The organism is Ideonella livida, assembly GCF_010499455.1.
In the GTDB taxonomy this organism is placed as follows: domain Bacteria; phylum Pseudomonadota; class Gammaproteobacteria; order Burkholderiales; family Burkholderiaceae_C; genus Ideonella; species Ideonella livida.
In genome coordinates this window covers 18,379-31,480 of the sequence record NZ_JAAGOH010000022.1, presented here as the reverse complement: position 1 = coordinate 31,480, position 13,102 = coordinate 18,379, and the positions used below count along the sequence as shown (strand labels likewise).

Genomic DNA, 13,102 nt, shown 5'->3' with positions numbered 1-13,102 from the left:
GGGTCGAGGCAGGGTCAAGCCAACCAGCGCTTGCGGCGCTTGTAGCTCTTGACGTCCTTGAAGCTCTTGCGGTCGCCGCCGCCCATGCCCAGGTAAAACTCCTTGACGTCCTCGTTCTCGCGCAGGGCACGGGCCTCGCCGTCCATGACGATGCGGCCGTTCTCCAGGATGTAGCCGTAGTCGGCGTACTTCAGGGCGATGTTGGTGTTCTGCTCGGCCAGCAGGAAGGTCACGCGCTCCTTGGTGTTCAGGTCCTTCACGATCTCGAACACCTCCTCCACGATCTGCGGGGCCAGGCCCATGCTGGGCTCGTCCAGCAGCACCATCTTGGGGTTGCACATCAGCGCGCGACCAATGGCGCACATCTGCTGCTCACCGCCCGAGGTGTAGGCCGCCTGGCTGGTGCGGCGGGTCTTGAGGCGGGGGAAGTAGGTGTAGACCTTCTCCAGCGTCTGGGCCACGGCGGCCTTGCCGTCACGGCGGGTGTAGGCGCCGGTGAGCAGGTTCTCCTCGATGGTGAGGTGGGCGAAGCAGTGGCGGCCTTCCATCACCTGCACCACACCGCGCTCCACCATGTCGGAGGTGGACAGGGCTTCGATGCGCTCGCCGCGCAGCTCGATGCTGCCCTTGGTGACTTCACCGCGCTCGCCGGCCAGCAGGTTGCTGACCGCGCGCAGGGTGGTGGTCTTGCCCGCGCCGTTGCCGCCCAGCAGGGCCACCACCTTGCCCTCGGGCACCTGCAGGCTCACGCCCTTGAGCACCAGGATGACGTGGTTGTAGATGACTTCGATGCCGTTGACGTTGAGAAGCATGTTGCTCATACGTTCGCGTCCTTGATGGCGCAGGGTTCTTGTTCAGGCAGACGTCGCGCGCGGCGCCTGCGTGAAGGCCCCCGTGGGGAGGCCCGCCCGGCACAGGGGCCGGGCGCGTGGAAAAAGGGGGGGCGCTTGCGGCTTCAGGCGCCACAGTCGGCCGCGGCGCGGCGCTCGAGCTTCTTCTCGGCGGCGTACTTGTCGGCCGCGGCCTTGACCATGGGCTTGAGCAGGGACTCGTCGGCCTGGTACCAGTCGGAGGTGAAGTTCCACTTGGCCCCGTCCCAGGTGTGCACGCGGGCCCAGCTGGAGCCCATGTGGTCCTTGCACGAGGTGGAGACCGGGCGCATCACGCCGGCAAAGCCCAGGGCGTCAAGCTTCTTCTGGTCCAGCGCCAGGTTCTCCAGGCCCCAGCGCATCTGCTCACCGGTGATGACCTTGCCCTTGCCGTAGTTCTCCTGGGCGCGGCGCATCCCCTCCACCGCCAGCATGGCCGAGAGCAGGCCGCGCATGTAGAGCACCGAGCCCACCTCCTCCTTCGGCCCGGTGCCCTGGCCCTTGCCGTGGATCTGGGCCAGGATCTCCTTGACCACGGCGGCATTGGGTTCGGCGCCGTGTTGCATGGTCACGGCGTTGTAGCCCTTGGCGCCGTCGGCCACGTCCTTGACGTCAGGCTCGGCGCCGGCCCACCACACGCCATACATCTTGTCGCGCGGATAGCCGGTGGCCTGGGCCTCCTTCAGGGCGGTGGAGTTCATCACCCCCCAGCCCCACAGCAGCACATAGTCGGGCCGGCTCTGGCGCACCTGCAGCCAGGTGGCCTTCTGCTCCACGCCCGGGGCGGTCACGGGCAGCAGCTGCAGGTCAAAGCCGTGCATCTTGCTGCGCTCGGTCACCAGGGGGATGGGCTCCTTGCCGAAGGGGCTGTCGTGGTAGACCAGGGCAATCTTCTTGCCCTTGAGCTTGTCCCAGCCGCCTTCCTTCTTGGCGATGTGCTGCAGCAGCACATCGGCGGCCACCCAGTAGGTGCCCAGCAGCGGGAAGTTCCACTTGAACACATTGCCGTCGGCACTCTCGCTGCGGCCGTAGCCGGCGGTGATCAGCGGGATCTTGTCCGCAGGGGCCTTCTCGGTCAGCGCGAAGGTGATGCCGGTGGACAGCGGCTGGAACACGGTGGCGCCCTTGCCCTTGAGGCGCTCGTAGCACTCCACGCCGCGGTCGGTGGCGTAGCCGGTCTCGCATTCCTCGTAGCTGATCTTCACGCCGTTGACGCCGCCCTTGGCATTGATGAGCTTGAGGTAATCCACATAGCCGTTGGCCCAGGGCACGCCGTTGGGCGCGTAGGCGCCGGTGCGGTAGACCAGCACCGGGAAGAACTGCTCCTTGGCCTGCGCAAAGGCGGGCGAGGTGGCGACGGCGGCCAGACCGGTGGCCGCGATCAGGGCGGCTTGAGCGAGGGTCTTGAACTTCATGGTGTCAACCTCCAAGAGGGTCAGGGGAACGAGCGGGGAAAACGCGGGGTGCGGGACAGCTCAGTGCGGGAAGGGCCACAGGCGCAGCTTCTCTTTGGCGGTGGACCACAGGCGCGCCAGGCCGTGCGGCTCCACGATCAGGAAGAACACGATGAGGGCGCCGAAGATCATGGCTTCCAGGTGCGAGGCCAGGGCGGTGTTGATGGGGATGCCCAGCATGGCGGGCACCTGGTTCAGGAAGATGGGCAGCAGCACGATGAAGGCCGCGCCGAAGAAGCTACCCATGATGGAACCCAGGCCGCCGATGATGACCATGAACAGCAGTTGGAAGCTGCGGTCGATGGAGAAGGCGGCCGGCTCCCAGGAGCCCAGGTGCACAAAGCCCCACAGCGCGCCGGCCATGCCCACAAAGAAGGAGCTGACGGCAAAGGCGCTGAGCTTGGCGTGGATGGGCCGTATGCCGATGACGGCGGCGGCCACGTCCATGTCGCGCATGGCCATCCAGGCCCGGCCGATGTGGCTGCGCACCAGGTTCTTGGCCAGCAGGGCGCACACGCAGACAAAGCCCAGGCAGAACAGGTACTTCTCCACCGGGGTGTCGATCTGCCAGCCCAGCAGGCTCAGGCCGCTGACGCTGACCGAGCCCGAGGCCGAGTCGTTGGTGAACCACTTGATGCGCAGGAAGGCCCAGTCGGTGAAGAACTGCGCCGCCAGCGTGGCCACGGCCAGGTACAGGCCCTTGATGCGCAGCGAGGGCACGCCGAAGACCACGCCCACCACCGTGGCGCACACGCCCCCCAGCACCACCGCCAGCAGCAGCGGCATGCCGTCGATGCGGACCAAGAAGTTGTAGGCCCCGTAGGCGCCGATGGCCATGAAGGCGCCGGTGCCCAGCGAGATCTGGCCGCAGTAGCCCACCAGGATGTTGAGCCCGATGGCCGCCAGCGACAGGATCAGGAAGGGGATGAGGATGGCGCGGAAGGCGTACTCGCTGGCCAGGGCCGGCACGGCCACGAAGGCCACAGCCAGCAGCAGGCCGATGACCACGCGGTCCTGCAGGATCGGGAAGATCTGCTGGTCGGCCGCGTAGGAGGTTTTGAACTGGCCGTTCTCACGGTAGAGCATGGCAGGTCTCCGGGTGTTCTGGTCGTGGAAGGGGGCTCAGACGCGATCGATGATCTTTTCGCCGAACAGGCCCTGCGGCCGCACCAGCAGGAAGCCCAGCGCCAGCACGTAGGCGAACCAGATCTCGATGCCGCCGCCCAGCAGCGGGCCGATGTAGACCTCCGAGAGCTTCTCGCCCACGCCGATGAGCAGGCCGCCGATGATGGCGCCGGGCACCGAGGTCAGCCCGCCCAGGATCACCACCGGCAGCGCCTTGAGCGCCACCTGCGACAGCGAGAACTGCACGCCCAGCTTGCTGCCCCAGATGATCCCGGCCACCAGCGCGGCAAAGCCGGCCACGCTCCAGACGATGACCCAGATGCGGTTCAGGGGGATGCCGATGGACTGGGCGGCCTGGTGGTCGTCGGCCACGGCGCGCAGGGCGCGGCCGGTGGCCGTCTTCTGGAAGAACAGCGCCAGCACCACCACCAGGGCGGCGGCGATGCCCGCGGCGATCAGGTCCTCCTGCCCGATGAGCACACCGCCTTCGAAGGTCTTCTCGAACAGGAAGATCGGGTCCTTGGGCATGCCCACGTCGATCTTGTAGATGTCCGAGCCGAACACCGTCTGCCCAAAGCCGTCCAGGAAGTAGGTGATGCCCAGTGTGGCCATCAGCAGGGTGATGCCCTCCTGGTTGACCAGCTTGCCCAGCACAAAGCGCTCGATCACCCAGGCCACCACCACCATGCAGGCCATGGCCAGGCAGAAGGCGATGAGGTTGGCGGCGATCTTGCTGTCGATGCCCGTCCACTGCGGCACCCACTCGGCAAAGCGCGCCATGGCCAGGGCGGCGAACAGCACCATCGCGCCCTGCGCAAAGTTGAAGACGCCCGAGGCCTTGAAGATGAGCACGAAGCCCAGGGCGATGAGCGAATACAGCATGCCCGCCATCAGGCCGCCAAACAGTGTTTCCAGGAAAAATCCCATGGTGTGTTCACCCCTGGTTCGTTGGGTACACCGAACCGCCCCCCGAGGGGGCCGGACCCGGCTTGGGGCGGCCCGGCGCCGGGTCCGCGTGCGGCGTGTTCATGGCCATGGCACTCAATGCGAGGTGCCCAGGTAGGCGCGGATCACGTCCTCGTTGGCGCGCACCTCGTCGGGCGCGCCATCGCCGATCTTCTTGCCGTAGTCCAGCACCACCACACGGTCGGAGATGTCCATCACCACGCCCATGTCGTGCTCGATCAGGACGATGGTGGTGCCGAACTCGTCGTTCACGTCGAGGATGAAGCGGCACATGTCCTGCTTCTCCTCCACGTTCATGCCGGCCATGGGCTCATCGAGCAGCAGCACCTGCGGCTCCATGGCCAGGGCTCTCCCTAAGTCCACGCGCTTTTGCAGGCCGTAGGGCAGGCGGCCCACCGGGGTCTTGCGGTGCGCCTGGATCTCCAGGAAGTCGATGATGTGCTCGACAAACTCGCGGTGGGCCGACTCCTCGCGCTCGGCCGCGCCCCATCGGATGGCCTGCTGGAACAGGTTGGTCTTCATCTTCAGGTTGCGGCCGGTCATGATGTTGTCGATGACACTCATGCCCTTAAACAGCGCCAGGTTCTGGAAGGTGCGTGCCACCCCCATCTCGGCCACCTGCCGGCTGTTCATGTGGCTGAAGGTCTGGCCGCGGAAGGTGATCTGACCTTCCTGGGGCACGTACACCCCGTTGATGCAGTTGAGCATCGAGCTCTTGCCAGCGCCGTTGGGGCCGATGATCGAGCGGATCTCGTGCTCGCGCACATTGAAGCTGATGTCGGTCAGCGCCTTGACGCCACCGAATCGCAGGCTGATGTTCTGGACGTCCAGGATGACGTCGCCGATCTTGCGGTCGCCCATCTCAAGCTGCCTTCCGGGTCTGTGCGGGGAAGGTCTTGGCGTCCAGCAGCGCCAGCGTCGCGCTGACGCTGCCGGTGCGGCCATCCTCGAACTTCACCGCGGTCTCGATGAACTGCTGGGCCTTGCCCTCGTAGAGCGCCTCCACCAGCACCGCGTACTTGTCCTGGATGAAGCCGCGCTTGACCTTGCGGGTGCGGGTCATCTCGCCGTCGTCGGCGTCCAGCTCCTTGTGCAGCACCAGGAAGCGGTGGATCTGGCTGCCGGCCAGCAGGTTGTCGCGCGCCAGGTCGGCATTGACCTGCTCCACGCACTCGCGGATGAGCTCCAGCACCTGCGGCTTGGCCGCCAGGTCGGTGTAGCCGGCGTAGGGCAGGTTGCGCCGCTCGGCCCAGTTGCCCACCGCCTCGAAGTCGATGTTGATGAAGGCGCAGACCTTCTCGCGGCCATGGCCGAAGGCCACCGCCTCCTTGATGTGCGGGAAGAACTTGAGCTTGTTCTCCACGTACTTGGGGGCGAACATCGCGCCGTCGTTGGCGCCGCCGCGCAGCCGGCCCACGTCCTTGACGCGGTCGATGATCTTGAGGTGGCCGCTGGCGTCGATGAAGCCCGCGTCGCTGGTGCAGTACCAGCCGTCGGCGGTCAGCACCTCGGCCGTGGCCGCGGGGTTCTTGTAGTACTCCTTGAGCAGGCCCGGCGACTTGACCAGCACCTCGCCGCTGTCGCTGAGCTTGATCTCCACGCCCTCGCAGGGCACGCCCACGGTGTCGGCGCGCACCTCATGGTCGGGCTGCAGGCAGACGAAGACGGCCGTCTCGGTGCTGCCGTAGAGCTGCTTGAGGTTGATGCCGATGGAGCGGTAGAAGGTGAACAGGTCCGGCCCGATGGCCTCGCCCGCCGTGTAGGCCACCCGCACCCGTGAGAAGCCCATGGTGTTGCGCAGCGGGCCGTAGATGCACAGGTCGCCCAGGCGGTAGCGCAGGCGGTCCAGCAGGCCCACGGGTTTGCCATCCATCAGGTCCGGGCCCACGCGCTTGGCCACCGCCATGAAGTGGTGGAACAGCCGGCGCTTGAGCGGCGAGGCGTCCTCCATGCGGATCATCACCGAGGTCAGCATGCCCTCGAAGATGCGCGGCGGCGCGAAGTAGTAGGTGGGGCCGATCTCCTTGAGGTCGATGCCCACGGTGCTGCCCGACTCGGGGCAGTTCACCACATAGCCGCAGGCCAGCCACTGCGCATAGCTGAAGATGTTCTGGCCGATCCAGGCCGGCGGCAGGTAGGCCAGCACCTCCTCGCGCTCGGTGAGGCGGTCGAACTTCTGGCCGGCCATGGCCCGGTCCAGCAGCGAGCGGTGGGTGTGCACCACCCCCTTGGCGTTGCCGGTGGTGCCCGAGGTGAAGAACATGGCCGCCACGTCCTGCGGCTGCACCTGGCTGGCATGGCGCTCGAAAAAGCCCGCGTCACGCGCCAGCAGCGCCTGGCCTTGCGCCATCAGCGCGTCCAGGCCGGCCAGGCCCGGCTCGTCGTAGTGGCGCAGGCCGCGCGGGTCGTCAAACCAGATGTGCGACAGCAGCGGACACTGCCCACGCACCTCCAGCAACTTGTCCACCTGCTCCTGGTCCTCCACCACCGCGTAGCGCACCTCGGCGTTGGTCAGCGGGAAGACGAACTCGGCGGCCACCGCGTCCTGGTAGAGCGGCACCGGGATGGCGCCCAGGGCCTGCGCGGCCAGCATGGCGGCCGACAGGCGGGGGCGGTTGTCGCCCACCACGATGACATGCTGACCGCGCTGCACGCCCGCGGCATGCAGGCCCGCGGCCAGGGCCTGCACCGTCTGCAGCAGGCCGCCCCAGGTGGTGGTCTGCCAGATGCCGTACTCTTTCTCGCGCAGGGCCGGTGCCTGGGGGCGGCGCGTCGCATGCGCCTGCAGCAGGCGGACGAAGGTGTGGGACACGGGCGGGGTCTCCTTCTGGGTGCGAGCCCCAAGGGGTATGCGCACCTGATGTGATGGTCCCCATCGTAGGCAGGGCTTTGACGCCGTGTTGTCCTTCTGACGACATTCCTAGGACTAGCCCAGGGGGGACTTTCCCGTGTGTGCGCCGCTGAGTCCGCGCGGCATGCTGCGGACATGTCCACCGGCGGCGTCGAGCCTTGGCGCAGGTCAAGACTGGCGGTCCGCAGGCCGGTGGCGTGCCTGCCATGAGCCAAGACCTGCCCCCCCGCGCCCTGCGCGAGCGCGCCCGCGTGCCCACCGACGCGGAGTTCGCCAACATCCCCTGGCTGGCCTTGCTGGACCCCGCCGACCAGCGGGCGATGCGCCAGGAAATCAAGATCGCCGCGGCCGAGCCCGGCGACCTGGTCTGCCGCATCGGCCGGCCCGCCACCTACTGGTTCGGCGTGGTCGATGGCCTGCTCAAGATGAGCAACGACGCCAGCCAGGGGCCTGCCGTCACCTTCACCGGGGTGCCGCCGGGCGCCTGGTTTGGCGAGGGCACGCTGCTCAAGCGCGAGCCCTACCGCTACAACATCGAAGTGCTGCGGCCCAGCCTGGTGGCCGGGCTGCCGGTGGAGGCCTTCCACGGCCTGCTGGACCGCAGCATCCCCTTCAACCGCTTCGTGCTCAACCAGCTCAACGAGCGCCTGGGCCAGTTCATCGCCGCCCGCGAGACCGACCGCCAGAACGACCCCGACACCCGCGTGGCCCGCAACCTGGCCGCGCTGTTCCACCCGGTGCTCTACCCCGGTGTGGGCGAGGTGCTGCGCATCACCCAGCAGGAGCTGGGCTTCTTGGTGGGCCTGTCGCGCCAGCGGGTCAACGAGGCCCTCAAGGGCCTGCAGGCGCAGGGGCTGATCCGCATCGAGTACGGTGGGGTGCGGGTGCTTAGCCTGGCGGGCCTGCGCCGCTACGCGCCCGCCGCGCGCGACGCTGCCGTGGGCTGAACACCCGTCGACCGCCACCCCTGGGGGCCATCGCCATGAACACCGCCGACCTGCAGCACCTCATCCAGGCCTATTGGTCCACCTCGGAGCTGCGCACCAATGCGCTGGTCTTCATGACGCTGCTGGGGGCCTGGGTGCTGGGGGCCATCCTGGGCTACGAGCGCTCCTACCGCGGCCGCGCGGCCGGCATGCGCACCTACGCGCTGGTGTGCATGGCCTCGGCCGGCCTCACCGTCATGTCGGGCTATCCCCTGCACTGGTTCGGTGGCATGGCCGAGTCCACCGCCGAGGTCGATCCCACCCGGGTGGTCCAGGGCATCGTCACCGGGGTGGGCTTCCTGGGCGCCGGCGTCATCATGCGCGAGGGGCTCAACATCAGTGGCCTGACCACCGCCGCCTCCATCTGGGTGGCCTCGGCCATCGGCGTGCTGGTGGGCGTGGGCTTCTTCGCCTCGGCCATCCTGCTGACCCTGCTTTCGGCGGCCACCATGATCTGGTCAGGACGGCTGGAAGGGTGGCTGCCTGCGCGCCCGGCGATCGGCCTGACGCTGCAGTTTCCGCCCGGGCACGAGCCCGGCATGCAGTGGCTGGACGACTTTCTGGCCACCCAGGGCTACCAGCGGGCCAAGGGATCGCTGTCGGTGCAGGTGCATGAGGGCCGGCAGGAATGGCGCCTGGTGGCCCTCATGCTGGACCGGGCGCAAGCCGCTCCGCTGGACCGTTTGGCCCAGGCCCTGCAGGCTGGCGGGCAGGTCAGCGGCTTCTCGCTCACCCATGCCCGCAACTGAGCGGCGCGGCCCGGCGCGTCCGCCCGGGTCAGCCCCCGCTGGGCTCGTGGGCCACGCCGCTGAGCACCTGGCCCGCCGGCACATGGGGCAGGGCGTTCTCGATGTGGCCGGTCTGGTCGTCAAAGAAGATGTCGGGCTCGAACTCCCGCAGGAACGGCCCCTTGGGCAGCCCGCCCAGGAACAGCGCCTCGTCCACCTCGATCTGCCAGTCCATCAGGGTGCGGATGGCGCGCTCATGTGCCGGCGCGCCGCGGGCCGTGACCAGGGCGGTGCGCAGGCGCATGCCGCGGTCGGCCGCCTGGGCCCGCAGCCGGTGCAGGGCGTCCAGCAGGGGCTTGAACGGCCCCGGGGGCAGGGGCTCGGTGGCGCGGTGGGTCTCGTGGCGCTGAAAGGCGTCCAGGCCTTCGCGCTGGAAAACCCGCTCGGCCTGGTCCGAGAACAACACCGCATCGCCGTCAAAGGCGATGCGCAGCTCCTGCGGGTGCGCCGCGCTGGCCTGCGCGCTGGTGGGGAACACCCGCGCCGCGGGCACCCCGGCGGCCAGCGCGGCCCGCACATCGCCCTCGTTGGCCGACAGGAAGAGCTGCGCCCCCAGCGGCCTCAGGTACTGCCATGGCGGGCGCCCGCGGGTGAAGGCCCCGCGCTGGATGTCCAGGCCGTAGTGCGCCGCCGAGCGGAAGACCCGCAGGCCCGAGACCGGATCGTTGCGCGAGAGGATCACCACCTCCACCTGCGGCGGCCCACCGGCGTTGAAGCCCAGCAGCTTGCGCGCCAGCGAGAAGGCCGCGCCGGGCGGCGCCGGCTCGTCCAGGCGCTGGTTCTGCACCTGCATGTAGGCCGCGTCGTCGCCAGCCTCGAAGACACGGTTCTCCGCCTCGAAGTCGAACAGCGCGCGGGAGGACAGGGCGACGACCAGCCGGTCGTCCAGACGGGTGGGCATGGCCCATCATAGGCCGGGCGTTGCCTCAAGCCCGGCATCCGGGCGCCGATATGCGCTCATGGCGTGTGCCTGCCGCCGGCCGCGGTGGCCGGCGCCGTGCTGCGCGTCTTCCTGCCTTCCATGTCCACACCCGTCTCACGTGCCGTCAGCGCTTTCCGGAGGATGCCGGGGGCATGGTGGCGCCTGCCGCTGCTGGTGGTGTTGACGGGCCTGCTGGTGGCCCTGCTGGCGCTGGCCGGCATGGGCTCGAGCCGGGCGGGGGCGCCGCCGGCGCCCGCGCCCGGGGCGGAGGTCCTGACGCTGGAGGATGGCCTGGAGCGCCTGGACGCCTGGCCCTGGGTGCGCGTGCGCATGGAGCCTCCCGGCCAGACCTGGACCGCCGCCCAGGCCGTGGCCGATCCCGCGGCCTTCGTCCCGCCCGACACCCCGCATGCCAACCTGGGCGTGCGCCGCGAGGCGGCCTGGCTGCGCGTGCCGCTGGCGGTACCCCCCGGCCACACCGGGCGCTGGCTGCTGCACATCGACTACCCCTCGCTGGACCGCATCGAGGTCTTCCTGGTGGTGCGGGGCCTGCCCGTGCCGCTGGCCCGCACCGGCGACGAGACGGTCTACGCCCAACGCACCCTGCGCGCCCGCGGCCACCTGGTGCCCTTCCAGCTGCCCGAGGGGGGACGCGCCGAACTGCTGCTGCGGGTGCAGACCAGCAGCACCATGACCGTGCCGTTGCAGATCCTCAAGGCCGCGGCCTACGCCGAACAGGAGGCCCGCGAGCAGATGGCCCAGGGCGTGCTGACCGGCATGAGCCTGTTCCTGCTGCTCTACAGCCTGGCCCAGGCGGTCATGCTGCGCGACGTGAGCTTTGCCTGCTACGGCCTGGTGGTGCTGGGCACCAGCCTGTTTACCCTGAGCTACTTTGGCCTGGCGCAGCAGCACCTGTGGCCTGAGCATGTCTGGCTGACCCAGAACATGCCGCCGCTGGCCGTGCTGCTGGCCGAGGTGGGCGCGGCCATCTTCGTGGACCGGGCGCTGCGGGTGCGCGAGCTGCGGCCCCGGCTGTCCCTGGCCCTGCGGGCCACCGCGGGGGTGGCCAGCGCACTGGCGCTGGCCTTTGTGTGCGACCTCATCCCCTACCGGGTGGCCCATGTGGCGGCCACCACCCTGGGCATGAGCCCCATCGTCTTTGGCCTGCCGGCGGCCTGGGCGCGCATGAGGGCGGGCGACCGCGCCGCCTTCTACATCGTGGCCGGCTGGGGGGTGTACGCGGTGGGCATCGTCGTGCTGGCGGGGCTGCTGCGGGGCTGGGTGCCGTTCAACTATGCGACGCAGCATGCCTTTCAGGCCAGCGCCCTGCTGGAGATGATGATCTGGATGCTGGCCCTGGGCGCGCGGGTGCAGATGCTGCGCCGCGAGGCCGAGCGCGCCCGGCAGGAGCGCGAGGTGCTGCACGCCCTGGCCCATACCGACCCCCTGACCGGCCTGCCCAACCGCCGCGGCCTGCAGGCCCAGCTGGCGCAGGCGCTGCGCGGGGCCACGCCGCAGCGGCCGCTGGCCCTGCTCATGCTGGACCTGGACGGCTTCAAGGCGGTCAATGACCGCCTGGGCCATGACGTGGGCGACCTGCTGCTGGAGGCCGTGGCCCAGCGCCTGCGCCAGCAGCTGCGGGCGCACGATGTGGTGGCCCGGCTGGGCGGAGACGAGTTCGTGGTGCTGGCCCCGGGCCTGGGCGGCGAGGCCGACGCCCGGTTCATTGGCGACAAGCTGCTGCAGGCCTTCGACGAACCGTTTGCCCTGCAGGGCGAGGGCTGCCGCGTGGGCCTGACCATCGGCTACGCCCTGGCGCCCCAGGACAGCCAGCAGCCCGGCGAGCTGCTCAGGCTGGCCGATGCCGCGCTCTACCAGGGCAAGCAGGCCGGCAAGCACCAGCAGCGGCGCGCCGTCCCGGCGTCGGCGCCCGCTGTCGTGCCGCTCAGTGCATGAAGCCGATGGGGCTTTTGCGCCCGGCGCCGCCAGCCGGCGGCAGGTCCTTGGCCTGCAGGGTGCCGCGGCCGTCCAGGCGGGCATTGCCAAAGGCCGTCATCCAGGCGCGGCGCATCTCGCGCGGGGCCAGCTCGGCCAGCCGGTCCAGCACCTCGGCGGTGGGCTCGGCGTCAAAGCGCTCGCCCCAGGCATGGGCGGTGCGGATGCTGGTGTAGAGCCGCCGGGCGATGGTGCGCGCCGCGTCGGCATCGGGCATCTGCACCTCGAACACGTTCATGCGGTTGAGGATGGGCTCGGGGATGCTGCGCTCGTCGTTGGCCGTGGCCACCCAGATCACCTGGCTGGCATCGATGGGCACCTCGGCGAACTCGTCGGTGAAGGCCTTGGCCGTGTCGTGCTCCAGCAGGCTGTAGAGCGCGCCCAGCGGGTCATAGGCATGTTCGCCCCGGGCCTTGTCGATCTCGTCGACCACGATCACCGGGTTGGCGTAGGGGCCGTCCACCAGGGTTTCGAACACCTTGCCCGGGCGCGCGCCCTTCCACTGGCTGCTGGCGCCGGAGAGGATCCAGCCGGCGGTGAGGGAGCTCATGGGCACCAGGCCCATGCCCGTGCCCAGCAACTGCGCCACCTGGCGGGCAAAGTGCGTCTTGCCCACGCCCGGCGGGCCCAGCAGCAGCATGGGCGTGATCTCCAGCGGGTCGCGGCTGTCCTCGCACAGGGCGATCTGGCGCCGCACATCGTCCAGCACTTCGCGGAAGTTGGGCAGCTCCTCGTACAGGTGCTCCATGGCCGGGACGCCGGCGGGCTTGACCTGGAAGCGCTCGGGGCCCTTCTCCAGCATGCGTTCGTAGGTGCTGCGCAGGCTTTCGTGGTCGCGCTGGGGCAGCTTGTTCAGCCGCTGCGACACCTCTCCCGGCTGGAACACCGGCCGCATGCGCGCGATGGGAATGCCGCCCTGCGGGCGCGGCGGCACGATCAGCTCATGCCCCGTGCTGGACGGTGAAGAAGACGTGGACGACCTCGACGACATGACCGGCACCTCCTGCAACCCAGACCGCCGACCCGGCCCGTGCCGGGGGGCGGTCTCCACTTGATTCAAGCAAAGCGCCGGCCGCCTGAAAAGGGGGAGTTGGCCCTGTCAACCAGGTCAGATTGCGCCCTCGGCGCGGCGACGCCCAGCCCGGC

At 69.3% G+C, this 13,102-nt stretch carries 11 protein-coding genes; 3 read left to right on the top strand and 8 right to left on the bottom strand.

What is annotated here, in order from left to right:
- Positions 1-14: 14 nt before the first annotated feature.
- The 6 genes from G3A44_RS16495 to G3A44_RS16470 form a co-directional block, all read right to left on the bottom strand.
- Entirely contained in the window at positions 15-821 is an 807-nt protein-coding gene (locus G3A44_RS16495) for an ABC transporter ATP-binding protein (RefSeq protein WP_163458847.1), read from the bottom strand.
- A 134-nt stretch (positions 822-955) separates the two neighbouring features.
- A complete protein-coding gene (locus tag G3A44_RS16490; RefSeq protein WP_163458846.1) occupies positions 956-2,284 on the bottom strand; it encodes an ABC transporter substrate-binding protein in 1,329 nt (442 codons plus the stop codon).
- Between the two features lie 60 nt (positions 2,285-2,344).
- Positions 2,345-3,409, bottom strand: coding sequence for a branched-chain amino acid ABC transporter permease (locus tag G3A44_RS16485; RefSeq protein ID WP_163458845.1), 1,065 nt, complete (start codon positions 3,407-3,409; stop codon positions 2,345-2,347).
- Positions 3,410-3,445: 36 nt separating this feature from the next.
- Positions 3,446-4,375 (bottom strand): branched-chain amino acid ABC transporter permease, encoded by a 930-nt coding sequence (locus G3A44_RS16480; RefSeq protein WP_163458844.1) that lies wholly within the window; start codon positions 4,373-4,375, stop codon positions 3,446-3,448.
- Between the two features lie 114 nt (positions 4,376-4,489).
- Entirely contained in the window at positions 4,490-5,275 is a 786-nt protein-coding gene (locus G3A44_RS16475; RefSeq protein WP_163458843.1) for an ABC transporter ATP-binding protein, read from the bottom strand.
- A gap of 1 nt (position 5,276) precedes the next feature.
- A complete protein-coding gene (locus G3A44_RS16470) occupies positions 5,277-7,226 on the bottom strand; it encodes an AMP-dependent synthetase/ligase (protein WP_163458842.1) in 1,950 nt (649 codons plus the stop codon).
- Positions 7,227-7,471: 245 nt separating this feature from the next.
- Between G3A44_RS16470 and G3A44_RS16465 the strand changes: the two genes are divergently transcribed.
- Positions 7,472-8,212 carry a Crp/Fnr family transcriptional regulator gene (locus tag G3A44_RS16465; protein WP_163458841.1) on the top strand — a complete coding sequence of 247 codons (741 nt, stop codon included), beginning with the start codon at positions 7,472-7,474 and terminating at the stop codon, positions 8,210-8,212.
- Between the two features lie 35 nt (positions 8,213-8,247).
- Positions 8,248-9,000 carry an MgtC/SapB family protein gene (locus tag G3A44_RS16460; protein ID WP_163458840.1) on the top strand — a complete coding sequence of 251 codons (753 nt, stop codon included), beginning with the start codon at positions 8,248-8,250 and terminating at the stop codon, positions 8,998-9,000.
- 28 nt (positions 9,001-9,028) lie between these two features.
- Here the strand turns inward: G3A44_RS16460 and G3A44_RS16455 are convergent, their stop codons facing one another.
- The gene (locus G3A44_RS16455) at positions 9,029-9,940 is read right to left on the bottom strand and encodes a 5'-nucleotidase (RefSeq protein WP_163458839.1); all 912 of its coding nucleotides are present in this window, start codon (positions 9,938-9,940) and stop codon (positions 9,029-9,031) included.
- A 120-nt stretch (positions 9,941-10,060) separates the two neighbouring features.
- Between G3A44_RS16455 and G3A44_RS16450 the strand changes: the two genes are divergently transcribed.
- The gene (locus G3A44_RS16450; RefSeq protein WP_163458838.1) at positions 10,061-11,917 is read left to right on the top strand and encodes a diguanylate cyclase; all 1,857 of its coding nucleotides are present in this window, start codon (positions 10,061-10,063) and stop codon (positions 11,915-11,917) included.
- On the opposite strand, the gene G3A44_RS16445 is transcribed toward G3A44_RS16450, so the two are convergent.
- Entirely contained in the window at positions 11,907-12,851 is a 945-nt protein-coding gene (locus G3A44_RS16445) for an AAA family ATPase (RefSeq protein WP_239061929.1), read from the bottom strand. The two genes, G3A44_RS16450 and G3A44_RS16445, sit on opposite strands and share 11 nt — an antisense overlap.
- Positions 12,852-13,102 lie beyond the last annotated feature (251 nt).